The 26,065-nt window shown below is 55.3% G+C and carries 27 protein-coding genes and 1 other RNA gene; 16 read left to right on the forward strand and 12 right to left on the reverse strand.

Features of this window, described 5'->3' with window-relative positions; genetic code table 11:
• Positions 1–73: 73 nt before the first annotated feature.
• The 4 genes from tdcA to garL all read right to left on the reverse strand — a co-directional run bounded on the left by tdcA (position 74) and on the right by garL (position 3,791).
• Positions 74–994: a transcriptional regulator TdcA gene (gene tdcA, locus ACTJJI_RS15145; protein ID WP_083020554.1), complete on the reverse strand. Its 921-nt coding sequence runs from the start codon at positions 992–994 to the stop codon at positions 74–76.
• A gap of 676 nt (positions 995–1,670) precedes the next feature.
• Positions 1,671–2,048: RNase P RNA component class A (rnpB, locus tag ACTJJI_RS15150), an RNA gene on the reverse strand.
• 59 nt (positions 2,049–2,107) lie between these two features.
• The gene (gene garR, locus ACTJJI_RS15155) at positions 2,108–2,998 is read right to left on the reverse strand and encodes a 2-hydroxy-3-oxopropionate reductase (protein WP_440654675.1); all 891 of its coding nucleotides are present in this window, start codon (positions 2,996–2,998) and stop codon (positions 2,108–2,110) included.
• A gap of 22 nt (positions 2,999–3,020) precedes the next feature.
• On the reverse strand, positions 3,021–3,791 hold the full coding sequence (gene garL / locus ACTJJI_RS15160) for a 2-dehydro-3-deoxyglucarate aldolase (RefSeq protein ID WP_013098883.1): 771 nt from the start codon (positions 3,789–3,791) through the stop codon (positions 3,021–3,023).
• Positions 3,792–4,143: 352 nt separating this feature from the next.
• On the opposite strand from garL, the gene garD reads away from it, so the two are divergent.
• Positions 4,144–5,715 carry a galactarate dehydratase gene (garD, locus tag ACTJJI_RS15165; protein ID WP_440654677.1) on the forward strand — a complete coding sequence of 524 codons (1,572 nt, stop codon included), beginning with the start codon at positions 4,144–4,146 and terminating at the stop codon, positions 5,713–5,715.
• Positions 5,716–5,814: 99 nt separating this feature from the next.
• Here garD and ACTJJI_RS15170 read toward each other — a convergent pair whose 3' ends face one another.
• Positions 5,815–6,624, reverse strand: coding sequence for a DeoR family transcriptional regulator (locus ACTJJI_RS15170; RefSeq protein WP_047361225.1), 810 nt, complete (start codon positions 6,622–6,624; stop codon positions 5,815–5,817).
• 239 nt (positions 6,625–6,863) lie between these two features.
• Here ACTJJI_RS15170 and kbaZ point away from each other — a divergent pair, with 239 nt between their 5' ends.
• The 9 genes from kbaZ (at position 6,864) to ACTJJI_RS15215 (ending at position 16,093) form a co-directional block, all read left to right on the forward strand.
• Positions 6,864–8,171 carry a tagatose-bisphosphate aldolase subunit KbaZ gene (gene kbaZ, locus ACTJJI_RS15175; RefSeq protein ID WP_440654679.1) on the forward strand — a complete coding sequence of 436 codons (1,308 nt, stop codon included), beginning with the start codon at positions 6,864–6,866 and terminating at the stop codon, positions 8,169–8,171.
• Positions 8,172–8,190: 19 nt separating this feature from the next.
• Entirely contained in the window at positions 8,191–8,664 is a 474-nt protein-coding gene (agaV, locus tag ACTJJI_RS15180) for a PTS N-acetylgalactosamine transporter subunit IIB (RefSeq protein ID WP_014833406.1), read from the forward strand.
• 10 nt (positions 8,665–8,674) lie between these two features.
• Complete coding sequence (agaW, locus tag ACTJJI_RS15185) at positions 8,675–9,454, forward strand: PTS N-acetylgalactosamine transporter subunit IIC (RefSeq protein WP_440654681.1); 780 nt, start codon at positions 8,675–8,677, stop codon at positions 9,452–9,454.
• A complete protein-coding gene (gene agaE, locus ACTJJI_RS15190; protein ID WP_013098890.1) occupies positions 9,444–10,322 on the forward strand; it encodes a PTS N-acetylgalactosamine transporter subunit IID in 879 nt (292 codons plus the stop codon). Before agaW ends, agaE begins: the two co-directional genes overlap by 11 nt.
• Positions 10,323–10,338: 16 nt before the next feature.
• The gene (agaF, locus tag ACTJJI_RS15195; protein WP_014833408.1) at positions 10,339–10,773 is read left to right on the forward strand and encodes a PTS galactosamine/N-acetylgalactosamine transporter subunit IIA; all 435 of its coding nucleotides are present in this window, start codon (positions 10,339–10,341) and stop codon (positions 10,771–10,773) included.
• The gene (gene nagA / locus ACTJJI_RS15200; RefSeq protein ID WP_440654684.1) at positions 10,770–11,903 is read left to right on the forward strand and encodes an N-acetylglucosamine-6-phosphate deacetylase; all 1,134 of its coding nucleotides are present in this window, start codon (positions 10,770–10,772) and stop codon (positions 11,901–11,903) included. Before agaF ends, nagA begins: the two co-directional genes overlap by 4 nt.
• Positions 11,904–12,149: 246 nt before the next feature.
• On the forward strand, positions 12,150–13,298 hold the full coding sequence (locus tag ACTJJI_RS15205; protein ID WP_440654686.1) for an SIS domain-containing protein: 1,149 nt from the start codon (positions 12,150–12,152) through the stop codon (positions 13,296–13,298).
• 12 nt (positions 13,299–13,310) lie between these two features.
• The gene (gene kbaY, locus ACTJJI_RS15210; RefSeq protein ID WP_014833411.1) at positions 13,311–14,183 is read left to right on the forward strand and encodes a tagatose-bisphosphate aldolase subunit KbaY; all 873 of its coding nucleotides are present in this window, start codon (positions 13,311–13,313) and stop codon (positions 14,181–14,183) included.
• A 20-nt stretch (positions 14,184–14,203) separates the two neighbouring features.
• Positions 14,204–16,093 carry an enterotoxin gene (locus tag ACTJJI_RS15215; protein ID WP_440654766.1) on the forward strand — a complete coding sequence of 630 codons (1,890 nt, stop codon included), beginning with the start codon at positions 14,204–14,206 and terminating at the stop codon, positions 16,091–16,093.
• Positions 16,094–16,113: 20 nt separating this feature from the next.
• On the opposite strand, the gene ACTJJI_RS15220 is transcribed toward ACTJJI_RS15215, so the two are convergent.
• Positions 16,114–17,094: a Fic family protein gene (locus ACTJJI_RS15220; protein ID WP_047361222.1), complete on the reverse strand. Its 981-nt coding sequence runs from the start codon at positions 17,092–17,094 to the stop codon at positions 16,114–16,116.
• Positions 17,095–17,099: 5 nt separating this feature from the next.
• Positions 17,100–17,963 carry a 16S rRNA (cytidine(1402)-2'-O)-methyltransferase gene (gene rsmI, locus ACTJJI_RS15225; RefSeq protein ID WP_013098896.1) on the reverse strand — a complete coding sequence of 288 codons (864 nt, stop codon included), beginning with the start codon at positions 17,961–17,963 and terminating at the stop codon, positions 17,100–17,102.
• Between the two features lie 62 nt (positions 17,964–18,025).
• On the opposite strand from rsmI, the gene ACTJJI_RS15230 reads away from it, so the two are divergent.
• Genes ACTJJI_RS15230 through dolP form a run of 4 tightly spaced genes read left to right on the forward strand, consistent with a single transcriptional unit; the run spans position 18,026 to position 21,735 of the window.
• Positions 18,026–20,185, forward strand: a complete 2,160-nt coding sequence (locus tag ACTJJI_RS15230) for a penicillin-binding protein activator (protein WP_440654689.1) — start codon at positions 18,026–18,028, stop codon at positions 20,183–20,185.
• Positions 20,143–20,538 carry a YraN family protein gene (locus ACTJJI_RS15235; protein WP_440654691.1) on the forward strand — a complete coding sequence of 132 codons (396 nt, stop codon included), beginning with the start codon at positions 20,143–20,145 and terminating at the stop codon, positions 20,536–20,538. The genes ACTJJI_RS15230 and ACTJJI_RS15235 overlap by 43 nt, the downstream gene beginning before the upstream one ends.
• Before the next feature lie 21 nt (positions 20,539–20,559).
• Positions 20,560–21,150 (forward strand): DnaA initiator-associating protein DiaA, encoded by a 591-nt coding sequence (diaA, locus tag ACTJJI_RS15240; protein WP_003861754.1) that lies wholly within the window; start codon positions 20,560–20,562, stop codon positions 21,148–21,150.
• A gap of 9 nt (positions 21,151–21,159) precedes the next feature.
• Complete coding sequence (dolP, locus tag ACTJJI_RS15245; RefSeq protein WP_014833417.1) at positions 21,160–21,735, forward strand: division/outer membrane stress-associated lipid-binding lipoprotein; 576 nt, start codon at positions 21,160–21,162, stop codon at positions 21,733–21,735.
• A 50-nt stretch (positions 21,736–21,785) separates the two neighbouring features.
• On the opposite strand, the gene ACTJJI_RS15250 is transcribed toward dolP, so the two are convergent.
• Entirely contained in the window at positions 21,786–22,823 is a 1,038-nt protein-coding gene (locus ACTJJI_RS15250) for a permease (protein ID WP_014833418.1), read from the reverse strand.
• 40 nt (positions 22,824–22,863) lie between these two features.
• Entirely contained in the window at positions 22,864–23,508 is a 645-nt protein-coding gene (locus ACTJJI_RS15255; RefSeq protein ID WP_014833419.1) for an NAD(P)H-binding protein, read from the reverse strand.
• 128 nt (positions 23,509–23,636) lie between these two features.
• On the opposite strand from ACTJJI_RS15255, the gene ACTJJI_RS15260 reads away from it, so the two are divergent.
• Positions 23,637–24,155, forward strand: coding sequence for a type 1 glutamine amidotransferase domain-containing protein (locus ACTJJI_RS15260; protein ID WP_013098902.1), 519 nt, complete (start codon positions 23,637–23,639; stop codon positions 24,153–24,155).
• On the opposite strand, the gene ACTJJI_RS15265 is transcribed toward ACTJJI_RS15260, so the two are convergent.
• Positions 24,135–24,569, reverse strand: coding sequence for a YhbP family protein (locus tag ACTJJI_RS15265; protein ID WP_014833420.1), 435 nt, complete (start codon positions 24,567–24,569; stop codon positions 24,135–24,137). The genes ACTJJI_RS15260 and ACTJJI_RS15265 overlap by 21 nt on opposite strands.
• 14 nt (positions 24,570–24,583) lie before the next feature.
• Here ACTJJI_RS15265 and ACTJJI_RS15270 point away from each other — a divergent pair, with 14 nt between their 5' ends.
• Positions 24,584–24,913 carry a GIY-YIG nuclease family protein gene (locus ACTJJI_RS15270; RefSeq protein WP_440654695.1) on the forward strand — a complete coding sequence of 110 codons (330 nt, stop codon included), beginning with the start codon at positions 24,584–24,586 and terminating at the stop codon, positions 24,911–24,913.
• Here the strand turns inward: ACTJJI_RS15270 and ACTJJI_RS15275 are convergent.
• Positions 24,900–25,403: a GNAT family N-acetyltransferase gene (locus ACTJJI_RS15275; protein ID WP_020687336.1), complete on the reverse strand. Its 504-nt coding sequence runs from the start codon at positions 25,401–25,403 to the stop codon at positions 24,900–24,902. The two genes, ACTJJI_RS15270 and ACTJJI_RS15275, sit on opposite strands and share 14 nt — an antisense overlap.
• Complete coding sequence (gene ubiT / locus ACTJJI_RS15280; RefSeq protein ID WP_440654768.1) at positions 25,397–25,921, reverse strand: ubiquinone anaerobic biosynthesis accessory factor UbiT; 525 nt, start codon at positions 25,919–25,921, stop codon at positions 25,397–25,399. The genes ACTJJI_RS15275 and ubiT overlap by 7 nt, the downstream gene beginning before the upstream one ends.
• Positions 25,922–26,065 lie beyond the last annotated feature (144 nt).

A 26,065-nucleotide genomic window follows, 5' to 3' on the forward strand; every position in this document is an offset into this window, starting at 1 on the left:
TCAGAGCACAGCTAAAATAAGCTCTGGGGTGTTTTTTCAAAAAATAGGCAGTACTTATTTGGAAATTAATTATTCATCGTCGTCGTTCACTGGTCAGTGACGCATATTGTTTCGCCAGCTCAACTAACACTGACGCTGATTTTTTAATTCTGTAATTTTTTGACCACACGGCGGCATAGCGTGCCACGGGTAATTCATCTTCTACTGGCAGTACAATAAACTGGTCTGAACCGAAGGGCGCAATCATGTCGCGAGGGATCACCGTCAGGTAATCGGCATTCAGGACAAGGTTATAAATGGTGACGACGGAATCGGTCTGGACGATGTTTTCAATACTGATGTGGTTGTCTTGCAGAGTGGTCAGAAGTTCTTTGTAGTAGCCCATGTCGGTTTGCGGCATCACCCACTGCTCATGGGTGAGCGATGCCAGTGTCGTCGGGGCGGTGCACGTTCGTGATTTGCTGGCCACCAGCACAAATTCAGACTCGAACAGCGGTTCAACGTGTAGATCCTGCAGCAGCATTTCATCACTCAGCGTGCCGATGGCAAAGTCCAGACGCCCGTCACGAATGGCGGGAAGGAAAGAAGAGAGCTGTGCTTCATACATGGAGACCCGCGCTTTCGGGAACACTTCCTTGAATTTTTTGATCATTTCAGAAAGGAACGTAAAGCCAATCAGCGACGGATAACCAAACGAGACGTCCATGACGGTGCTGAAACTGAGGCTGTTAATCTCGCTCACCATGTTTTTCATCTCACGGGTGATCGACTCTGAGTACGAGAGCAGAACCTGGCCCGCCGCCGTTAGTTTTACGCCCGTGTTTTTACGCACCATCACTTCCACACCGAAGTAAGATTCGATGTCACTGATAATTTTGCTGACGGCGGGTTGCGTCAGACCCAGTTGTCTTGCTGCAGAACCTATGGAGCCACTTTTAATGACTTCCTGAAATACCACGAGGTGCTGTGTTTTCGGTAGAATAATAGTGCTCATAATATTCTGCGCTTATTTCCCTATGACGGGGTGAATTCTACTCAATATTGTTTCAGGGGGTATGTGCTGTTACTCACAATTTGCCTTTTCGCACCCTTACCAGGAACTACCAAACCCCATTAAAAACCTTTTAAATCAATAAAATAAAACCAACCAAATACGCTATTACGCTGATATTGATCAACAAAAATGGCGGTAATAAATTTATTTTATGGCGATAACCCGGATAAATTTTGCTGCGTTTAAAAAATCAATAAAGACTATCTTTCAGGCAATTAAAGAACAATAAATAACCATTATGCATGTGAAACATTCTTTCAGTTTTTCGAAATTTACGGGCGTAATTTGGCAGAGGTTCGGGAAAGAGTGGAATACGTCACACATTCTTTGGGTGAATGTTTTTAATTTCAAAATATGCATATCAAATAAGAAAACATTCGGGATCATCCAGTTAACATTCATAACAAATTAATCATACTCAGAATTCAGGATTTTTTAGCGGTAAATTTTGTGATAACGATCAGGATTAGACAGCAGAGCGTCTATGAATGAAGAAAATAGTGAAATGTGCTTAATGTCGCAAATATGAGAATTGGTGTCGTTTGGGGAGTTGCCGGGTGGCGCTGCGTACATACCTCATTAAGCAAAAACCCCGCCGAAGCGGGGTTTTCAAAGAAGTTGAAGCTGACCGATAAGCCGGGTTCTGTCGTGGACAGTCATTCATCTAGGCCAGCAATCGCTCACTGGCTCAAGCAGCCTACCCGGGTTCAGTACGGGCCGTACCATGTGAACCCCTATTTGGCCTTGCTCCGGGTGGAGTTTACCGTGCCACGGACTGTTACCAGCCGCGCGGTGCGCTCTTACCGCACCCTTTCACCCTTACCTGATCCCACTTGCGTGGGCCATCGGCGGTTTGCTCTCTGTTGCACTGGTCGTGGGTTCCCCCCCAGGCGTTACCTGGCACCCTGCCCTGTGGAGCCCGGACTTTCCTCCCCTTCGCCCGTCTCCACCCGAGGGTGGACGACGACGAAGCGGCGACTGTCTGGTCAGCTTCGGCGCGCAGTATAGTGGGTTTGCACGCCGCTGTCACCCTCAGGAGTGGGGAAGACGAAATTAGCGGGAGACTTCCACCTTCGCCAGTTTTTCGTAGTAGCACGCAATGGCACTGTGGTCGGCGGTGCCCAGACCGTCGGCGCGCAGCGCCTGCATCATCTCCATGACGGCGGCGGTCAGCGGCAGTTGGGCCCCTACGCCGTGAGAAGTGTCCAGCGCGTTAGCCAGATCTTTAATGTGCAGGTCGATACGGAAACCGGGTTTGAAGTTACGATCCATCACCATCGGCGCTTTGGCGTCCAGCACCGTGCTGCCCGCCAGCCCACCGCGGATTGCTTGGTAAACCAGATCCGGGTTGACGCCCGCTTTGGTTGCCAGAGTGAGCGCCTCCGACATGGCGGCGATGTTCAGCGCCACAATCACCTGGTTTGCCAGCTTGGTCACGTTACCCGCGCCAATCTCCCCGGTATGCACCACGGAACCGGCCATCGCTTTCATCAGGTCGTAGTATTTATCGAAAATCGCCTTGTCACCACCGACCATGACCGACAACGTGCCGTCAATGGCTTTCGGTTCACCGCCGCTCACCGGGGCATCGAGCATCTTGACGCCTTTCGCTTTCAGCGCCTCGCTGATTTCCCGGCTGGCCAGCGGTGCGATAGAGCTCATGTCGATCAACACCAGGCCCGGCTTTGCACCGTCGATAATGCCGTTCTCACCCAGCGCGACCTCTTTTACATGTGGAGAGTTTGGCAGCATGGTGATAATGACATCGCACTGCTCAGCAATGGCTTTGGCTGTGGTGGCCGTTTCTGCGCCAGCCGCCATCACTTCGGCTACAGCCTGCGAATTATGGTCTGAAACCACCAGTGAGTATCCTGCTTTAATGAGGTTTTTACTCATTGGTTTACCCATAATGCCCAGGCCAATAAAACCCACTTTCAGCGTCATAATCTGTTTTCCTCAAAGATGGTTATTTTTTAAAAGCGTCCGCTAATTTCTGCGTCGCAGAACGGAATACGCCGAGGTCGCTGCCGACGGCAACGAAGGTCGCGCCCCACTCCAGATAGCGGCGTGCGTCTGCTTCAACCGGCGCCAGAATGCCACACGGTTTGCCGTGCGCTTTGGCGCGGGCAAAGATGTGCTGAATGGCGCGCTGCACATCCGGGTGACCCGCATTGCCCAGGTGCCCAAATGCGGCCGCCAGATCGCTTGGGCCGACGAAAATGCCGTCCACACCCTCGGTGGCGGCGATGGCATCCACGTTGTCAACACCCTGCTGACTCTCAATCTGTACCAGAATGGTGATGTTGCTGTTGGACTGCGCAAAGTAGTCCGGTACGGTGCCAAACATGTTGGCGCGATGCGAAACGGAGACGCCGCGGATCCCTTCCGGTGGATAGCGTGTTGACGCCACGGCCTGTGCCGCCTCCTCCTGCGTTTCAACAAACGGGATCAGGAAGTTGTAGAAGCCGATATCCAGCAGGCGCTTGATGATCACCGGCTCGTTCGTGGGGACGCGGACCACCGGCGCGCTCTGGCTGCCTTTGAGCGCCATCAGCTGCGGAATAAAGGTGCTGATATCGTTCGGCGCATGCTCGCCATCCAGCACCAGCCAGTCGAACCCCGCCAGACCCAGCACTTCGGTGCTGATTGGGTTTGCCAGTGCGGACCAGCATCCAATCTGAATCTGGTGCGCCGCAAGCGCCGCTTTAAATTTATTTGGGAAGATAGCGTTATTCATCGTATTTACCTTTTTAATTCCGCAGCCCTGGTCAGTATATTTATTACCAGCGTTATATTTATTCTCTATTTCGGAGTGATAAAATCGTCATTCAGTATAATCTCCGATTTCCGGCAACACATTGTTTTAATGCTCAAGTGTTACGCTCTGTTTCAATAATATTTTGAGCATATGCACAAACCACTGGGCGCTGATGCACAGAATCAGCCATTACTGGTTCGGGAGCGATCGCGATCACATTCTCACGCTCTGTCTCCTGACATGCTCTATTTTCGCAAGCTGCGTTTTTATTTTTGCCATAAGAAAATTGGCTGTATTAATTATCAGATTCTTTGCTGGAGAATATTGAACAATGGCCGACATTGAAATTCGACAAGCGTTGCCGACGGCGTTCTATATAAAAGTTCACGACACGGATAATGTGGCAATTATTGTGAACGACAATGGCTTAAAAGCCGGAACCCGCTTCCCGGATGGTCTGGAGCTGATTGAACATATTCCGCAGGGGCATAAAGTGGCGCTGGAGGATATCCCGGCCCAGGGTGAAATCGTGCGTTATGGTGAAGTCATTGGCTATGCCGTCCGTGCCATTCCGCAAGGCAGCTGGATTGATGAGTCTCTGGTTGAGCTGCCAGAAGCCCCACCGTTGAACACCCTGCCGCTGGCGACCCGCGTCCCGGAGCCGCTGCCACCGCTGGTGGGGTACACCTTTGAAGGCTACCGCAACGCAGACGGGAGCGTGGGAACCAAAAACCTGCTCGGCATTACCACCAGCGTTCATTGTGTGGCAGGCGTGGTGGATTACGTGGTGAAACTCATCGAGCGCGATCTGCTGCCAAAGTACCCGAACGTTGACGGCGTGGTGGGGCTGAATCACCTTTATGGCTGCGGCGTGGCGATCAATGCCCCTGCGGCCGTGGTGCCAATCCGAACTATCCACAATATCGCCCTGAACCCGAACTTTGGTGGCGAAGTGATGGTGATTGGCCTGGGTTGTGAAAAACTACAGCCTGAGCGCCTGCTGCAGGGTACCGAGGATGTCAAAGCCATTCCGGCCGACGAGGCCAGCATTGTACGGCTGCAGGACGAACGCCACGTTGGTTTCCGTTCGATGGTTGACGATATCCTGCAGGTGGCAGAGCGTCATCTGGCTAAACTCAATACCCGTCAACGTGAGACCTGTCCGGCTTCCGAGCTGGTGATTGGTACACAATGTGGCGGCAGCGATGCGTTTTCCGGCGTGACCGCCAACCCGGCGGTGGGTTATGCCTCCGACCTGTTTGTTCGCTGCGGGGCCACGGTGATGTTCTCCGAAGTGACCGAAGTGCGTGACGCCATCCATCTGCTCACGCCGCGCGCCATCAACGAAGAGGTAGGCAAACGCCTGCTCGAAGAGATGGCCTGGTACGATAACTATCTTGATATGGGTAAAACCGACCGCAGCGCTAACCCGTCTCCGGGCAACAAAAAAGGGGGACTGGCGAACGTGGTGGAAAAAGCGCTTGGCTCAATCGCCAAATCCGGCCAGAGCGCCATTGTGGAAGTGCTCTCGCCGGGCCAGCGCCCGACAAAACGCGGCCTGATCTACGCGGCAACGCCGGCCAGCGACTTCGTTTGCGGCACCCAGCAGGTGGCCTCCGGCATTACGGTGCAGGTCTTTACCTCCGGACGCGGTACGCCGTACGGCCTGATGGCGGTGCCTGTGATAAAAATGGCGACCCGCACTGAGCTGGCTAACCGCTGGTATGACCTAATGGACATTAATGCAGGCACCATTGCCACCGGGGAAGAGAGTATAGAAGAGGTAGGCTGGAAGCTGTTCCACTTTATTCTGGATGTGGCGAGCGGCAGGAAGAAAACCTTCTCGGACCAGTGGGGACTGCACAATCAGCTGGCGGTGTTTAACCCGGCACCGGTGACGTGATAGCCCCTCACCCTGCTCTCTCCCCACAGGGGAGAGGGTAAAAACCGCACCGAGCAGTCCCTCTCCCCTGTGGGGAGAGGGTTAGGGTGAGGGGAGAAACTACCCTTTCACCAGCACCACATCGATCCCGCTTTTACGCAACCCATCCAGGCTCTCCGCCGGAATGCCTTCGTCGACAATAATCATATCAATCCGTTGTGTATCAATGATTTTATGCAGGCTTGAGCGGTTAAATTTGCTGGAGTCGGTCACGACAATAATACGCTCTGCCACTTCGCACATCCGGCGGTTGAGGCGCGCCTCGTCTTCATTGTGCGTGCTCACGCCGCGATCGAGATCGATGGCGTCAACGCCCAGGAACAAAAGATCGAAGTGATAATTCTGTAATGACTGCTCCGCCTGGTCGCCATAGAAGGATTGCGACTGACGACGCAGATGCCCGCCTGTCATCAGCAGTTCCACTCCTTCCGCTTCCAGCAAAGCGTTCGCGACGTTCATGCCATTGGTCATGGCAATCACATCCGTGTGCTGGCGCAGCATTCGGGCAATTTCAAACGTTGTGGTACCCGAATCCAGAATGATGCGATGCCCTGGCTTTACCAGTTCTGCGGCAACCTTCGCGATGCTGCGCTTCACGGCAGTATTCAGCGAGCTTTTATCTTCTACGGAGGGTTCAGCGCCCGGCACATTGCCTTCGCAAATCAACGCGCCGCCATAGGCGCGAACGGCAATACCTTGCTTCTCCAGAAAAGCCAGATCGTTGCGGATCGTTACTGTCGACACGCCGTATAAATGGGAAAGATCGTTAACCTGTACGCTTCCCTGCGCCCGCAACCGCTGAATGATCTGCTCTCGCCTTTCACTGGTGCCGGTGATGCGCTTTTCCGCGGAGGAATCAGTGCTGCTCATACGCGATCCTTTATAAATAAACTTTCGTTTCATTTCGTTTTGCCTATTAAGGCCTTTCTTTTAGGGGAATGCAAGCCCCATCTGCCGTTCTTACCCTCCCCTTCCCGACGCTGAAACCTTTCATTGCGTTTCTTTTGTGAAACAGATCGGAAAACTATTATCTTTCGTTTTATTTTTATACCACCATAACGCAGTATCAAATGAAACAAAACGAAAGATGAATACCATCACCATCCGAAATGGAGAGGAAAGTGAAACATCTGACTGATATGGTGGAACAACATAAACGGGGGAATTCAAACGGGATTTATGCCGTCTGTTCCGCACATCCATTAGTACTTGAAGCTGCAATTCGTTACGCCCATTCGCAACAAACGCCGCTGCTGATTGAAGCCACCTCAAACCAGGTCGATCAGTTTGGCGGTTACACCGGCATGACGCCCACCGACTTTTACGGGTTCGTCCGCAAGCTGGCGGACTCTCTTGGCTTCCCCGCGTCACAGCTGATCCTCGGCGGCGACCACTTGGGGCCAAACCGCTGGCAACACCTGCCCGCGCAGCAAGCGATGGCAAATGCTGACGATCTTATCAAAAGCTATGTCGCAGCCGGGTTCAAAAAGGTCCACCTCGACTGCAGTATGTCCTGCGAGGATGATCCGGTTCCTTTGACCGACGCGATTGTCGCCGAACGCGCGGCACGTCTGGCGAAAGTCGCCGAGAAGACCTGCCGTGAACAGTTTGGTGAATCCGATCTGGTCTATGTCATTGGCACTGAAGTCCCCGTGCCGGGTGGGGCACACGAAACGCTTACCGAGCTTGAAGTCACCACGCCGGACGCGGCTCGCGCGACGCTTGAGGCGCATCGTCATGCGTTCGAAAAGGAAGGGTTAGGTGACATCTGGCCACGCATTATTGGCCTGGTGGTTCAGCCTGGCGTGGAGTTCGACCATGCGCACGTCTGTGACTACCAGCCGCAAAAAGCCCATGCCCTGAGCACCATGGTTGAAGCCTACGATACGCTGGTTTTTGAAGCGCACTCTACCGACTACCAGACGCCACAGGCGCTTCGCCAGCTGGTAAAGGACCACTTCGCCATTTTAAAAGTTGGCCCGGCCCTCACCTTCGCTCTGCGCGAGGCACTCTTTGCGCTGGCTGCCATAGAAGAGGAGCTGCTGCCAGCGAAAGCCAGCTCGGGCCTGCGTCACGTGCTGGAAAACGTGATGCTCGATCGGCCGGAATACTGGCAAAGCCACTACCATGGCGACAGCAACGCACGCCGCCTGGCGCGCGGCTACAGCTACTCTGACCGCGTACGCTACTACTGGCCGGACAGCCAGATTGACGATGCCTTTGAACGTTTGGTGCGTAACCTGGCGGACGAACCGCTACCGTTGCCGCTGATTAGCCAGTATCTGCCGTTGCAGTACAGCAAAGTTCGCGAGGAGGCTCTCAAGTCAACGCCGCGAGAACTCATCATCAACCACATTCAGGACATACTTCAGCAGTACCACGCCGCCTGCGAAGGCGTAACGACTCAGCATGCATAATTAAAAAGAGGAAAAAGCTATGCCAAACATTGTCTTATGCCGAATTGATGAACGTCTGATCCACGGTCAGGTGGGCGTGCAATGGGTGGGGTTCGCGGGGGCGAACCTGGTACTGGTCGCGAATGACGAGGTGGCAGAGGATCCGGTTCAACAGAACCTGATGGAAATGGTGCTCGCGGAGGGGATCGCCGTGCGTTTCTGGTCTTTGCAAAAAGTGATCGACAACATTCATCGCGCCGCTGATCGCCAGAAAATTCTACTGGTCTGTAAATCTCCCGCTGATTTTCTGAAGCTGGTTGAAGGGGGCGTGCCCATCACCCGTATCAACGTAGGAAACATGCACTACGCCAGTGGCAAACGACAAATTGCCAAAACGGTATCTGTAGACGCGGACGACATCGCCGCCTTCAACGGCCTGAAAGCGGCCGGGGTGGAATGCTTCGTTCAGGGCGTTCCAACAGAGACTGCTTTGGATCTCTTTAAACTGCTTTGAGGGATTCACAATGGAAATCAGTCTGTTGCAGGCTTTCGCGCTGGGGCTTCTCGCCTTTATCGCGGGTCTGGATATGTTTAATGGCTTAACACACATGCACCGTCCGGTCGTACTTGGGCCGCTGGTTGGCCTGATCCTTGGCGATCTGCACACCGGGATTTTAACCGGCGGGACGTTAGAGCTGGTCTGGATGGGTCTGGCACCGCTCGCGGGCGCACAGCCGCCAAACGTCATTATCGGCACCATCGTCGGGACCACGTTTGCCATCTCCACAGGCGTGAAACCGGATGTCGCCGTTGGGGTCGCCGTGCCGTTTGCCGTCGCGGTACAGATGGGAATTACCTTCCTCTTCTCGGTAATGTCCGGTGTGATGTCCCGCTGCGATCGCATGGCGGCTAATGCAGATACTAACGGCATTGAACGGGTTAACTATCTGGCTCTGCTGGCACTCGGCCTCTTCTATTTCTTGTGCGCGTTTCTGCCCATTTACTTTGGTGCGGAACACGCGAAAACCGCCATTGATGTTCTGCCGGCGCGTCTGATTGACGGCCTTGGCGTCGCGGGCGGCATCATGCCTGCCATTGGCTTTGCCGTGCTGCTCAAAATCATGATGAAAAACGTCTACATCCCCTACTTCATTATCGGTTTTGTCGCCGCGGCCTGGCTCAAGCTTCCGGTGCTGGCGATTGCCGCTGCCGCGCTGGCCATGGCTTTGATAGACCTGATGCGTAAATCACCTGAACCGGCGGCACCAGCGGCCCAGAAAGAGGAATTCGAAGATGGCATCTAATCACACAACATTACCGGGCGTGTCTGAAAGCGAAGAGACGCTGCTGACCGGCGTCAATGAAAACGTCTACGAAGACCAGAGCATCGGTGCAGAACTGACGAAAAAGGACATCAACCGCGTCGCCTGGCGTTCTATGCTGCTGCAGGCCTCATTCAACTATGAACGTATGCAGGCCTCCGGCTGGCTTTACGGGTTACTGCCTGCGTTGAAAAAGATCCATACCAACAAGCGCGATCTGGCACGCGCCATGAAAGGCCATATGGGGTTCTTTAATACCCACCCGTTCCTGGTGACCTTTGTTATCGGCATTATTCTGGCGATGGAACGCTCCAAACAGGATGTAAACAGTATTCAGAGCACCAAAATTGCCGTCGGTGCGCCGCTTGGCGGCATTGGTGACGCCATGTTCTGGCTGACCCTGTTGCCGATCTGCGGCGGTATCGGCGCCAGCCTGGCGCTGCAAGGTTCGATTCTGGGTGCGGTGGTGTTTATCGTGCTGTTTAACGTTGTGCATCTCGGCCTGCGCTTTGGCCTGGCGCATTACGCTTACCGGATGGGCGTCGCAGCCATTCCGTTGATCAAAGCCAATACTAAAAAGGTCGGCCATGCGGCTTCCATTGTCGGGATGACGGTGATCGGTGCGCTGGTGGCAACCTATGTTCGTCTCAATACCACGCTCGAAATCAAAGCCGGGGATGCGGTCGTCAAACTGCAGGCTGACGTTATCGATAAGCTGATGCCCGCGTTTCTGCCGCTGGTCTACACCCTGACCATGTTCTGGCTGGTGCGTCGTGGCTGGAGCCCGCTGCGGCTGATTGGTATCACCGTGGTGTTGGGTGTTGTCGGTAAATTCTGTCACTTCCTGTAAAAGCAAAGAGGTTGCGATGTTAGGCATTATTTTGACGGGTCACGGCGGTTTTGCCAGCGGGCTTGAGCAGGCTATGAAGCAGATCCTGGGCGAGCAGCCGCAGTTTATCGCCATCGATTTTCCTGAAACTTCCACCACCGCGCGGCTGACCGCACAGCTTGAGCAGGCGGTGAGCGAGCTCGACGCCCGGCACGATATAGTGTTCCTTACCGATCTGCTGGGCGGGACCCCGTTTCGCGTTGCTTCTATGCTCGCCATGAAAAGACCGGGCAGCGAAGTGATCACCGGTACCAACCTGCAATTGCTGCTGGAAATGGTGCTGGAGCGCGATGGATTAACCAGCGAAGCGTTTCGTCTGCAGGCGCTGGAGTGTGGCCACCGCGGCCTGACGAGCCTGGTAGATGAGCTTGGCCGCTGTCGCGAGGAAGCGCCCGCAGAGGAAGGAATATGAGCCAACTGCTGCGCGCGCGACGGGTGCTGACCGAACAAGGCTGGCTGGATGACCACCAGCTTCGTTTTGAGGACGGCATTATCGCAGCGATTGAACCCATCCCCGCAGGCGTTCACGCCCGCGATGCCGATAAGCTTTGCCCGGCATTCATTGATATTCACGTTCATGGTGGCATGGGTGTGGATGTGATGGATGACGCCCCCGATGCGCTGGATGTTTTGGCTCTCCATAAAGCACGTGAAGGCGTCGGGGCATTTTTGCCCACGACGGTCACCGCGCCGCTGGAGGCGATTCACGGCGCACTCACGCGGATCGCCCGACGCTTTCAGTCAGGCGGCCCTGGCGCGCAGATTCTGGGCAGCTATCTGGAGGGCCCGTACTTTACCCCGCAGAACAAAGGGGCGCATCCACCCGCGCTGTTTCGGGAACTGGATATCGCCGAGCTGGACGCGTTGATTGCGGTATCGCACAACACGCTGAAGGTAGTGGCACTGGCACCGGAAAAACCCGGCGCGCTACAGGCCATTCGCCACCTGAAGCAGCGGGGTATCCATGTGATGCTGGGCCACAGTGGCGCCACGTACGAGCAAACCCTTGCCGCCTTTGACGCCGGTGCAGACGGGCTGGTGCACTGCTTTAACGGTATGACGGGGCTGCATCACAGAGCGCCGGGTATGGTCGGTGCCGGGCTGACGGACAAACGGGCGTGGCTGGAGCTTATTGCCGACGGTCATCATGTTCATTCGGGCGCCATGCGTATATGCAGCTGCTGTGCGAAGGACCGCGTGGTGCTGATTACCGATGCCATGCAGGCGGCAGGTATGCCGGACGGGCGGTATATGCTCTGTGGCGAAGAGGTCACAATGCACCACGGCGTGGTGAAAACCGCCTCTGGCGGGCTGGCGGGAAGCACGCTGTCGCTGGATGCTGCCGTCAGGCATATGGTGGAACATGCGGGTGTGACAGCAGAAGAGGCTATTCATATGGCTTCGCTGCATCCTGCCCGCCTGCTGGGCAGTGATCATCAGCTGGGCTCCTTAACGCCAGGGAAACGCGCCAATATTATTGCGCTGGATGACGGTTTACACCTTCAGCAGATCTGGATTCAGGGCCAGGCTCTCCCCCTTTAGCCCTTTTATTGTGTCTCCTTTTGGCTTTACGGCGTCAAACCGTAAGGCCTTTCTTTTCCTTTCCTTAATTTTACCCTTTCCTTTCGTGATCAAACTTTTCGTTTTATTTCTTTTCTTTCGTTGAACTTTCGATTTCTTTTCTATAGATTTTATTTAACTGCTTAAATGAACAAGTGAAACGAAACGAAAGATAGCGACACATTTGCCAGCGTCTGATGTGGAATTCACACGACTAAGGACTGAGTTATGCCACAGATCACTCCCACCGCCACAACCGGCACCTGGACCGAAGAAGAGATCCGCCAGCAGCCTGCCAGCTGGCTCCGCTCGCTCCACAACATCGATAATTTGCGTTCCTCGATTGACAGTTTCCTGACGCCACTGCTGCGTAAGCACGATCTGCGGATCGTACTGACCGGCGCGGGCACGTCCGCGTTTATAGGCGATATCATTGCGCCATGGCTTGCGAGCCACACCGGAAAAAACATCTCCGCCGTACCGACAACCGATCTGGTCACGAACCCGATGGATTACTTCAGCCCTGCACATCCGCTGCTGCTGATCTCATTTGCCCGTTCCGGTAACAGCCCTGAAAGCGTCGCCGCCGTTGAGCTGGCTAATCAGTTCGTGCCGGAGTGCTACCATCTGTCGATCACCTGTAACGAGGCGGGAAACCTGTATCAGAGCGCTATCGACACTGATAACGCCTGTGCCCTGCTGATGCCTGCCGAAACGCACGATCGCGGTTTCGCGATGACCAGCAGTATCACCACCATGATGGCAAGCTGCCTGGCCGTATTCGCGCCAGAGACCATCAACAGCAACACCTTCCGCGACGTGGCCGATCGCTGTCAGGCGATCCTCATCTCACTTGGTGATTTCCGCCATGGCGTATTTGGTAACGAGCCCTGGAAACGGATCGTCTACCTGGGAAGCGGTGGCCTGCAGGGGGCGGCGCGCGAATCGGCGCTGAAGGTACTGGAACTGACCGCGGGCAAGCTGGCGGCATTTTACGATTCCCCAACAGGGTTCCGTCACGGGCCTAAGTCGCTGGTAGATAACGAAACGCTGGTGGTGGTGTTTATCTCCAGCCATCCGTATACGCGTCAGTACGATCTGGATCTTCTGGCGGAATTGCGTCGCGATCGCCAGGCCCTGCGCGTTGTCGCCATCGCCGCTGAAAACGATCCGGTGATTGAAGCGGGCCCGCACATCCTGCTGCCGCCTTCACGCCCGTTCATTGATATGGAACAGGCGTTCTGCTTCCTGATGTACGCCCAGGTCTTTGCGCTGTCCCAGTCCCTCAGCGTGGGCAATACACCCGATACGCCATCCGCCAGCGGCACGGTCAACCGCGTGGTACAGGGCGTTGTTATTCATCCGTGGCAGGCTTAAGAGGATCGCATCATGAGCATTATCTCAACGAAATATCTTCTGCAGGACGCACAGGCAAAAGGCTACGCCGTGCCGGCGTTTAACATCCACAACGCAGAGACGATCCAGGCGATCCTCGAAGTGTGTAGCGAGATGCGATCGCCAGTGATCCTCGCAGGCACGCCGGGTACGTTCAAACATATTGCCCTGGAAGAGATCTACGCCCTGTGCAGCGCATATTCATTAACCTACGACATGCCGCTGGCGCTGCATCTCGATCATCACGAATCTCTCGACGATATTCGTCGCAAGGTTACCGCTGGCGTGCGTAGCGCGATGATCGACGGCAGCCACTATCCGTTTGAACAAAACGTGAAGCTGGTGAAATCGGTAGTCGATTTCTGTCACCTCAACGACTGTAGCGTCGAGGCTGAGCTGGGCCGTCTGGGCGGCGTGGAAGATGACATGAGCGTCGACGCGGAGAGTGCATTTCTCACCGACCCGCAGGAAGCGAAACGCTTTGTCGAACTGACCGGCGTCGATAGCCTCGCCGTCGCCATCGGCACCGCACATGGCCTGTATACCAAACGCCCTAAAATTGACTTCCAGCGCCTGGCCGAGATCCGCGAAGTGGTCACCGTGCCGCTGGTGCTGCACGGCGCGAGCGATGTGCCGGATGAGGATGTACGTCGCACCATCGCGCTGGGTGTGTGCAAAGTCAACGTGGCGACCGAGCTGAAAATCGCCTTCTCTGACGCAGTGAAAGCCTGGTTTGCTGAAAACCCACAGGGTAACGATCCACGTTTTTATATGCGGGTCGGAATGGATGCCATGAAAGAGGTGGTCAGAAGCAAGATTACCGTGTGTGGCTCGGCAAACCGCTTGCTGCTTCCGGCAGAAGCCTGATGAAAAAGGATCTTACCCTGATGAAAAAAATCCTCACCCTATCCATGCTTGCCCTGTGTGTTTCCCATAGCGCGTTAGCAGCGAATTACACCCTTAATAACGACAACATTGCCCTGTCATTTGATGACGCGAACTCGACGGTCGTGGTGAAGGACACCAGGGCTAATCATCCGCTGACGCCGCAGGAGCTGTTCTTTCTGACGCTGCCGGACGAGACTAAAATTCACACGGCGGATTTTAAGGTCAAACATGTCGAAAAACAGGACAGTGGTATTGTCGTCGACTTCACCCATCCTGACTTTAACGTGACGGTGAAGCTGAACCTGGTGAAGGGCAAATACGCCAGCATCGACTACACCATCGCCGCCGTCGGGCAGCCTCGGGATGTGGCGAAAATCACCTTCTTCCCGACCAAAAAGCAGGCTCAGGCACCTTATGTAGACGGGGCAATTAACAGCTCGCCGATTATTGCAGACTCGTTCTTTATCCTGCCGGATAAACCCATCGTTAACACGTACGCCTATGAAGCGACGACCAACCTCAACGTGGAGCTGAAAACACCCATTCAGCCGGCAACCCCGGTCAGCTACACCACCTACTTCGGTACCTTCCCGGAGACCAGCCAACTGCGCCGTAGCGTAAACCAGTTTATCGATGCCGTGCGTCCGCGTCCGTATAAGCCTTACTTACACTACAACAGCTGGATGGACATCGGCTTCTTTACCCCGTACTCCGAGCAGGATGTGCTGGGGCGGATGGACGAATGGAACAAGGAGTTTATTGCCGGGCGGGGTGTCGCGCTGGATGCTTTCCTGCTTGACGATGGCTGGGATGACCTTACCGGGCGCTGGCTGTTCGGCCCGGCTTTCAGCAAAGGTTTTGGCAAGGTACGGGAGAAAGCAGACAGCCTGCACAGCTCTGTTGGCCTGTGGCTCTCGCCATGGGGCGGATATAACAAACCGCGCGATACGCGCGTCTCGCATGCAAAAGAGTATGGTTTCGAAACGGTAGACGGGAAGCTGGCGCTGTCTGGCCCGAACTATTTTAAGAACTTTAATGAGCAGATCGTTAAGCTGATAAAAAGCGAGCACATTACCTCGTTTAAACTGGACGGCATGGGCAACGCCAACTCGCACATCAAAGGCAGCCCGTTCGCCTCGGATTTTGACGCCTCTATTGCACTGCTGCATAACATGCGCAGCGCCAATCCGAATCTGTTTATCAACCTGACGACCGGTACCAATGCCAGCCCATCCTGGCTGTTCTACGCTGATTCCATCTGGCGTCAGGGTGACGATATCAACCTGTACGGCCCCGGCACACCGGTGCAGCAGTGGATGACCTATCGCGATGCGGAGACGTATCGCTCTATTGTGCGTAAAGGTCCGCTGTTCCCGCTGAACTCCCTGATGTATCACGGGATCGTCAGCGCGGAGAATGCGTATTACGGTCTGGAGAAGGTGCAAACGGACAGTGATTTTGCTGACCAGGTCTGGAGCTACTTCGCCACCGGCACCCAGTTGCAGGAGCTGTATATCACCCCTTCAATGCTCAACAAGGCGAAGTGGGATACCCTGGCGCAGGCTGCCAAATGGTCCCGGGATAACGCCAGCGTGCTGGTGGATACCCACTGGATTGGCGGAGACCCAACGGCGCTTGAGATCTACGGCTGGGCATCGTGGAATAAAGACAAAGCCATTTTTGGTTTACGAAACCCGTCGGATAAGCCGCAAAGCTATTATCTGGATTTGGCGAAAGATTTCGAAATCCCGACCGGAGATGCAACGCCGTTTAGCCTGAAAGCGGTCTATGGCAGTAACGCCACGATACCGGCAGAGTATAAAAACGCGGTGGTGATTACCCTCAAACCGCTGGAAACGCTGGTGTTTGAGGCGATGCCAGAAAAATAAAACGTGATCGGCTGAGCAGGTTAAGGCATGACCTGCCAGCTTCCTCCTTTCCTGGCTCCCAGGCGCTTTAGTTTCCCTTTTGTTTGCAAGGCGCTGAGATAGCGTTCCACAGTGCGGGAAGTGACACCTAGCATGGATGCTAACATCGCTGCGGACATCTGCGGTTGAACGGTAAGAAGCTCAAGAATAGTCGTTTCCTTTTCCGACATCTCTTCCGACATTTTTTCCGACATAACCGACGGTGCCCCTATGCCCTCCCGCAACGCTTCAGCCATATTCTGAAGCATAAACTCTATAAATGCGGTGCAATCACTCGCCCGGTCACACTCTCCCAAAATCTGATAATAGCGATCCTGCTGAAAATGAATCAGTGTCTCAACTGGCAGCCAGGCAAGTTCAGAACGCCACTGACTCAAAATCAACGTTTGCCACAGCCGCCCCATACGACCATTCCCATCAGAAAATGGATGGATGAATTCAAATTCGTAATGGAAGACCGAGCTGGTAATCAGTGGATGGAGTTCGGTTTCTTTTAACCAGACAAGCAGATCAGCAATAAGCCGGTTAATTTGGGAAGCGGGTGGAGCCATATGGACCAACTGATTCCCGCGATATACGCCTACGTCCCCCATTCTGAGCTTGCCAGGGTTATCAACCAGACCAAGCATTAATAACCGGTGTGCACTGAGTAAGTCTTCGAGCGTCCAGGGCTTCCATTCAGGCAATTTCTCATAAGCCAGAATCGCGTTACGCACTTCCTGAATATCTTTTTCAGGTGCGAGCACGCGTTTACCCTCCATGATTGCCGTTACTTGTCCGGTCGTCAGAGAGTTATGTTCAATGGCCAGAGAAGCCTGGATGGTGCGGATTCGGTTCTCTTTACGCAGTAACGGAGAGGTTCTTCCTGAATGCGCCGCCCAGTGCCCTAATAGTTCACCAATCTCAACAACCTGATTGAGAATCGATGGTGTGATCGTGAAAGGAGGCTGGTAGCGGCTCATATCACTTACTCCCCCTGCTGCTCCAGCGCATATTTATAGAGCGCATTCTTCTTCACGCCGTGGATTTCCGCCGCCAGTGCCGCCGCTTTCTTAAGCGGCAATTCAGCCTGTAGCAGTGCCAGAGTACGCAGCGCATCGGCAGGCAGTGCGTCCTCCTCCGCTTTATGCCCTTCGACAATCAGCACCATCTCGCCCTTGCGACGGTTTTCATCCTCTTTTACCCACGCCAGCAGTTCGCCGACCGGGGCGCCGTGAATGGTTTCCCAGGTTTTGGTCAGCTCGCGCGCCAGCACCACGTAGCGGCTCTCTCCCCAGACGGTCACCATATCTTCCAGACTTTCCAGCAGGCGATGGGTGGATTCGTAGAAAATCAGCGTACGCGGTTCAGCTTCCAGCTCTTTTAACACGTCACGGCGGCCTTTGGATTTGGCGGGCAGGAAACCTTCATAGCAGAAACGATCGGACGGCAGGCCCGCTGCGCTCAACGCAGCAATCGCAGCACACGGTCCCGGCAGAGGGACCACCCGGATCCCGGCTTCACGGCAGGTGCGCACCAGATGGTAACCCGGATCGTTAATCAGCGGCGTACCGGCGTCAGAAACCAGCGCAATGTTCTGCCCCTCTTTGAGCTTCGCCACCAGCGTTTCTGCTTTTTGCTGCTCATTATGATCGTGCAGGGCGAAGAGACGAGCGTTAATCGCAAAGTGTTGCAGCAATAAACCGGTATGCCGGGTATCTTCAGCGGCAATTAAATCAACAGCTTGCAATACGGTCAGCGCACGTTGGGTAATATCAGACAAATTCCCGATAGGAGTAGGTACAATATAAAGCTGGCCTTGAGAATTCTCTGCCGTTTCGTGTTGTTTCATTGTTTCGTCCGTATTGCCGATTTAATATTGAGCATTGCGTAAAAAAAATCACTGGATACAGTATGGTACCGTTAACGTTTCTTCGAAAAAAAGCCACGCGCAGCGTGCCGCTTCTGCTGGCAGCCCTGATCTTTGCAGGCTGTGGCACCCAGGCACCTGACCAGAGCACGGCCCATCTGCAGGGATCCGCTCAGGCTGATTCTGGCTTTTATCTGCAACAAATGTCGCAAAGCTCAAATGATACCAGGATCAACTGGCAATTACTCGCCATTCGTGCACTGCTGAAAGAAGGCAAAACCCAGCAGGCCGCCGAACTGTTCAACCAGCTTCCGCACGAGCTTAACGATGCCCAGCGTCTTGAGCAGAGCCTGCTCTCTGCCGAGCTGAAAGTCGCGCTGAAAGATTATGCCGCCGCGAAAAAGAGCCTTGGCGACATCGACGTGAGCGCGCTGGATAAAAATCAGCAGGCCCGTTTCTGGCAGGCGGGCATTACCGCTGAGCAGGGGCGCCCTTCCCTGACGCTGTTGCGGGCGCTGATCGCCCAGGAGCCGCTGCTCGGCGGTGCGGACAAGCAGAAAAATATTGATGCCACCTGGCAGGCGCTCGCCTCTATGACCCAGGAACAGGCGCAGGCGCTGGTCATCAATGCCGATGAAAACGTGTTGCAGGGGTGGCTGGATCTGCAACAGATGTGGTTTAACAACCGCAGCGATCCAAACATGCTGAAAGCCGGTATTACCGACTGGCAAACCCGTTACCCGCAAAACCCGGGCGCGAAAATGCTGCCGACACAGCTGGTGAACGTGCAGAACTTTAAGCCTGCCTCTACCAGCAAAATCGCCCTGCTTCTGCCGTTGAACGGCCAGGCGGCGGTATTTGGCCGCACCATTCAGCAAGGTTTTGAAGCGGCGAAGAACGGTACCACGCCCGTTACCGGTAGCGCGGTTCCGGCACAGGCAGCTCAGGCGGCAAACGTGAACGACGTTGTCAGCCCTTCCGCTGCGGAAACCAGCGACCTGACCACAGCACAAACCCCGGCGCAGGGGACGATGCAGAACCCGGTGACAGCTCCGACCACACCTGCAGCCGCAGCACCCGCGCCTGCGGCTCCGGCTCCGGCTCCGGTAGAGACACAATCCGCACCGGCAACAGAGTCTGCAACAGCGGAGCAGCCTCAACCGCAGAGCACTGAGCCCGCAGCACAACCTGCCGCTCAGCCACAGACCGTAGCCACCACCAGCGCTAACCCGGGCGCTGAGCTGAAAATCTACGACACCAGCTCTCAGCCGCTCGATCAGGTTCTGGCGCAGGTGCAACAGGACGGCGCCAGCATCGTTGTCGGCCCGCTGCTGAAAAACAACGTGGAAGAGCTGATGAAGAGCAATACTGCGCTGAACGTGCTGGCGCTCAACCAGCCTGAGCAGGTTCAGAACCGCGCCAATATCTGCTATTTCGCCCTCTCTCCGGAAGATGAAGCCCGCGATGCGGCGCGTCATATTCACGAGCAGGGGAAACAGTCTCCGCTGCTGCTGATCCCTCGCAGTACGCTGGGCGATCGCGTCGCCAACGCCTTTGCCGAAGAGTGGCAGAAGCTGGGCGGCGGCATCGTGCTGCAGCAGAAATTCGGTTCCGTCTCTGAACTGCGCGCGGGCGTTAACGGCGGCGCGGGTATTGCGCTTAACGGCAGCCCGGTGAGTGCCAGCCTGCCACAGCAGCAGAGCGTGACGATTGGCGGTCTGACCATCCCGGCCCCGCCAACCGATGCGCAAATCGGCGGTAGCGGCAAAGTGGATGCGGCCTATATCGTCGCCACGCCGCAGGAGATTGCCTTCATCAAACCGATGATCGCCATGCGTAACGGCAGCCAGAGCGGTGCCACACTCTACGCCAGCTCGCGCAGCGCGCAAGGTACCGCGGGCCCGGATTTCCGTCTGGAGATGGACGGTCTACAGTACAGTGAAATTCCTATGCTGGCAGGCAGCAATCCGGCGCTGATGCAGCAGGCGCTGAGTACGGTCCGTAACGACTACTCGCTGGCGCGTCTGTATGCAATGGGTGTCGATGCCTGGGCGCTGGCAAACCACTTTACCCAAATGCGTCAGGTGCCGGGCTTTGAACTTAACGGTAACACCGGCGATCTGACGGCCACTCAGGATTGCGTGATTAACAGGAAGTTATCATGGCTCAAATACCAGCAGGGGCAAATCGTCCCGGCCAGTTAAGCCGTAAAGAGACCGGCGACGCATGGGAATTAAAAGCGCGTCGCTGGCTTGAGGGCAAAGGACTGCGCTTTATCGCCGCTAACGTTCGCGGACGTGGCGGCGAAATCGATCTGATCATGAAAGAGGGTCAGGTCATTGTGTTTGTAGAAGTACGCTACCGACAGTCTTCCCGTTTTGGCGGTGCTGCCGCCAGCGTGACGCTCGCCAAACAACATAAATTATTACAGACTGCCCACTTGTGGCTTGCCCGCCATAATGGGAGTTTTGATACTGTGGATTGCCGGTTCGATGTGTTAGCCTTCACCGGAAACGAGATCGAATGGCTGAAAAACGTTTTTGGCGAAGACGCATAATTAAGATTTAAAAGGGATAACGTGCTCGAAAGAATTAAAGTGTGCTTCACAGAAAGCATCCAGACTCAGATTGCCGCGGCAGAAGCCCTCCCTGACGCGATCTCTCGCGCCGCGATGACGCTGGTGCAGTCTTTGCTGAATGGCAACAAAATCCTCTGTTGTGGCAATGGTACGTCCGCCGCCAACGCACAGCATTTTGCTGCCAGTATGATCAATCGTTTTGAAACAGAACGTCCCAGTTTACCTGCCATTGCACTTAATACCGATAATGTGGTCTTAACAGCGATTGCTAACGATCGTCTGCATGACGAGATTTACGCAAAGCAGGTGCGTGCCCTGGGCCATGCGGGTGATGTGCTGCTGGCCATCTCCACGCGCGGCAATAGCCGTGACATTGTCAAAGCCGTCGAAGCCGCCGTCACCCGCGATATGACTATCGTTGCCTTAACCGGCTATGACGGGGGCGAGTTGGCGGGTCTGCTGGGGCCGCAGGATGTGGAAATCCGCATTCCGTCTCACCGTAGCGCACGCATTCAGGAGATGCATATGCTCACGGTGAACTGCTTATGTGATTTGATCGATAACACGCTTTTCCCTCACCAGGATGATTAAGGAGTTCTCATGAAGGCTTTATCGACCCTCGCAGTCCTTATGTCTGCATTACTGCTTCAGGGATGTATTGCTGCGGCTGTTGTGGGTACCGCCGCGGTAGGCACCAAAGCCGCGACCGATCCACGCACCGTCGGCACTCAGGTAGATGACGGCACGCTGGAGCTGCGCGTCAACAGTGCGCTGTCGAAAGACGAGCAAATTAAGAAAGAAGCGCGCATCAACGTGACGGCTTACCAGGGCAAAGTGCTGCTGACAGGCCAGGCGCCAAATACTGACCTCTCCAGCCGCGCAAAACAGATCGCGATGGGCGTAGAAGGTACCACGGAAGTCTTTAACGAAGTGCGTCAGGGGCAGCCAATCAGCCTTGGGACCGCCTCCAATGATACGTGGATCACCACCAAAGTCCGTTCCCAGCTGCTGGGTTCAGACCAGGTGAAATCATCTAACGTGAAAGTGACGACCGAAAACGGCGAAGTGTTCCTGCTGGGTCTGGTTACCGACCGTGAAGGCAAAGCGGCGGCCGATATTGCCAGCCGGGTGAGCGGCGTGAAACACGTCACTACCGCCTTTACTTACATCAAGTAAGTCACACCTGACTCCAGGCCCGGTAAGCGCCAGCGCTACCGGGCTTTTTTTCACAGAAGCGCAATACTTCCCACAATTACCCCGCTCAACGCCACCAGCCCCGCGGTCAGCCACAGCGCTTTCGCCGGGAATGACTTACGCAGCATGATAAGCGACGGCAGGCTGATCGCAGGCAGTGTGATAAGCAGAGCCAGCGCCGGAGCCGTTCCCATGCCGGCCAGCATCATGGTCTGCACAATCGGAATTTCTGCGGCCGTTGGGATCACAAACAGGCAACCGGCAACGGCCATCGCAATGACCCACATAAGGGTATTGTCGATGGCGCCGTCGGCATGCGGGAATAGCCAGACGCGTGCGGCCCCGAGCACCAGCACCGCCAGGATATACACAGGAATGGTACTCCAGAAGAGCTGCCACAGCGCGTTACCCCAGCGCGCAAAGAAGCTCCCCTGCGGCTCGCTCACGTCAAGCTCGACAGACGCAGGTTCCACGGCAGTTTCTTTCACCCATTTTTGTACCAACGTCGCCACCACCAGCACCGTCAGTAGCCCGGCCACCAGGCGGATAAACGCGAAATGCCAGCCCAGCACAAAGCCCATAAACACCAGCGTCGCCGGGTTTAACAGCGGGTTGCCCATCCAGAACGCCAGCGCGCCGCCCATTGAGACTCGCTGGCGACGCATACCGGCAGCGACAGGCGCGGCACAGCAGGAACACATCATGCCCGGCAGGGAGAAAATGGTCCCCAGCAGGGTGCCCTGAAAGCGCGGCTGCCCCAGGGTTTTTACCAGCCAGTGGCGCGGGATAAGTACCTGAATCAACGAGCCCAGAATGACACCTAATACGGCGGCTTTCCAGACGGCAAGGAAATAGACCATGGCATAATCCCACGCTGCGCGAAGCGGGCTGGAATCAGCCTGGGCGAGAATAGATTTACCGATGCTGTGCGTTTCGGCGGCAGTGAAGGCTTTACCGTAGTACGGCTGCCATTTCACATACCAGAGGCCGATAATGACCACGAGAAAGAAGAGTGCGGGCTTCCACCATTGGACAGGTGTTGCCGCCTGAGATGAAGACTGACCAGTCATAGCATTCCCCGGAGAGTGTTATTTAATTAGCCGGGGGAGTTTACGCCTCGCCTTGAGCGATTTCACGCAGTTTTGCCGAAGGGATGATATTCACCCCCTCCTGCGACGGCGAAAGTGCCTCGTTTAGCATCGCACGCGCCACATCGCGCGCCTCAATGGATTTCCAGTTACCAGGCAGAATGCGGAACAAGGGGGCAAAAACAGACTCGTTAAAACGACGCTCGTCGCGATGCCCCAGCAGCATGGAGGGACGGACGATAGTCAACCGCTCCCACTTCTGGGCAATCAGTGCCTCTTCCATCTCCCCCTTCACCTTGTTGTAAAAGAACGGCGAACGGGCGCTGGCACCCAGCGAGCTGACCACCAGAAAATGGGTGGCTCCCAGCTTTTTCGCCGTCAGCGCCGTGTCGACCACCAGCGTGTAGTCGGCATGGACAAACGCCTCTTTACTGCCCGCCTCGCGCCGCGTCGTCCCAAGACAGCAAAAGGCGATATCGATGGGATCCTGCACCTGTGCCAGTGCGTCAGTCAGCTGCGGATCGTGAGGATTAAAGACGCCAGAGATGTCAGCCAGCGGTCGACGTGTCGGGGCCGCGATGTAGTTCACCCTGCGATCCTGAATCAGCAGCCGCAGCAGATGATCGCCCACCAGCCCGGTTGCGCCTGTAATCAGTACCTGACTCATCTCTTCCCCTTTACAGAATAGTCCGTTTGCGAACTCAGCACGGTCAACCACACTTAGAAGTCTGTTACCGGTAAGTATTTACCACAAACGGGAAAAAAACAGTCTGAAGCGAAAACAACGGAGGAAGCATGGGTAAAAAAATCGCAGTCCTGATTACCGACGAGTTTGAAGATTCAGAGTTCACCTCACCTGCGGAGGCGTTCCGTAAGGCGGGACATGAGGTCATCACCATCGAGAAAGAGGCGGGAAAAACGGTGAAAGGCCACAAGGGCGAGGCCAGCGTGACCATCGACGAAACCATTGATAACGTCAGCCCGTCAGATTTCGATGCGCTACTGTTACCCGGCGGTCATTCCCCGGATTCCCTGCGCGGGGACGAGCGCTTCGTCACATTCACCCGCGATTTCGTCTCGACCGGCAAACCGGTCTTTGCCATCTGCCACGGTCCGCAACTGCTTATCAGCGCGGATGTGGTGCGCGGGCGTAAACTCACTGCCGTGAAACCGATCGTTGTCGATCTGAAAAACGCGGGGGCCGAGTTTTACGATCAGGAGGTGGTCAACGACAAAGACCAGCTGATCACCAGCCGAACCCCGGACGATCTGCCCGCGTTTAACCGCGAAGCGCTACGCCTGCTCGGTGCGTAGCCAGTGCAGCTTTTTGCCAAAGCCCAGTGTGTTGTCGGTAAATTTCAGCTCATCAAGGCGGATTTCCCACACCGGGGCTTTTAAGGCGGCGGCTACCGGAAAGCGGCGCGTGTAGTGCTTACGGCGCGCGTCGCTCTCGTCACCGTCCAGCCGACGGATCTCCCCTTTAAACTGCACCCCACGGATCAGTGCCACCGTTTTAGGCTGACCGTTAACTGTCCCTGCTACCTTCGCCTGTTGCCCGGTCATCTGCGCATGGCGCGTTTTATCTTCGCTCATCACATAAAACGCAACGCGATCAGGGTCATAATAGTAAAACGCATTTGCGCACCACATTTCACCGTCGTCATACACGCACCAGGTGACAACATGCTGTTTCGCCAGCCAGCGGTTAATGGCAGCCAGAGTTTCCATTTTCGTTCTCTCTCATGCTATGGTGCGTTCACCTTAACATACTGAATCTGTTTACCGTGTGCTGGTTTCTCTACCTTGTCCGTACCGCCGATAATGCCCTCTACACCGGGATCACCACCGATGTGGCGCGGCGTTTTCTTCAGCATCAAACGGGAAAAGGGGCAAAAGCGCTGCGGGGGAAAGGTGTATTAACGCTCGCCTTTGCAGCCCCCGTGGGTGACCGATCGCTGGCGTTAAGGGTGGAATACCGCATTAAGCAGCTGACAAAGCGCCAGAAAGAGCGCCTCGTCACCGGAGACGGATCGTTTGAGGCGCTGTGTGAAAGCCTGATTAGAAGCGATTAAAATGGTCGTGATACTCCACGAGGCCATTTACGCCGTTGAGCGCGTCATCCGCCAGACGGTGCACCTGGAAGGCAGTTTCGGTTCCCGGCCAGCGACAGCGGAGATCGTACTGCGCCGCCGGCTCGAAGCCCAGGCGACCATAGAAAGCAGGATCGCCCAGCGTCACCACCGCGGCATAGCCAAACTCATTGAGCGAGTCCAGCCCTTCATACACCAGCTGACGTGCCAGCCCTTGTCCACGATAGTGTTCATCTACCGCCAGCGGCGCCATTCCTACCCACTGTAATTCTTCACCCTGAACGGTTACCGGGCTGAAGGCAACGTAGCCCACCACCTGACCTTCGTCATCGGTGGCAACCAGCCCCAGCGTGATCAGGCCGTCTTCGCGGAGATCGTGGACCAGTTGGGCTTCTGCGTCGCTCGCAAAAGAGCGGCGTAACAACGCATCGATACCCGGTGCATCAATCCCAATTTCGACTCGAATCAGCATGGCTCACCTACTGAAGTGTGTTTACTGTCAGGCGGGGTTTTCAGCCCGGCCTCAACGAAATCTGCCATTTGCATTAACATCACGCGCAGCGCTTTTGGCATCTGCTCCAGCTCAATGGCATCCATTAAATTTTTGACGTACAGACCCAGTTCCGTATCGCCTTCAATGACCAGACGGCGCTGGAAAAAGAGGGTATCCGGATCCTGCTTACGCGCGGCGATCATCAGCAGATCGCAGGCGTCGGCGCTAAAGCTCACATCCGCGTCGGCGGACTGGCGCACAATCAGCTGGTCATTCTCGACGGAGGTAAACCAGCGCAGACCGATATCACGCACTTCAATGCTTAACCAGCGACCTTCCAGAAACGCCAGCTCTCCATCCTGCAACGCCTGGCGGAATTGCCAGCTCAGGACCTGCTCCAGCACCTGACGTTTAAGCGCGAACGGCGCCAGTTTTACCGGCACGCTCAGCATTGATGGACCAAATTGTACGAGACGTGAACGCAGTTTATCCAGCACGAGCTTTACTCCCTGATAGCGATAGTCCGGGTATTTTGCCATATCCGGAGGAGAACATAGCGGCGTAAATCAACAAACCGTCGTCCGGTGTACCTCATTATTGGTGCCATCAATACGCCATTAGCTGCCTTAAATCAAAAATTG

It is taken from the genome of Enterobacter sp. 22466 (genome assembly GCF_052044775.1).
In the GTDB taxonomy this organism is placed as follows: Bacteria; Pseudomonadota; Gammaproteobacteria; order Enterobacterales; family Enterobacteriaceae; genus Enterobacter; species Enterobacter dissolvens.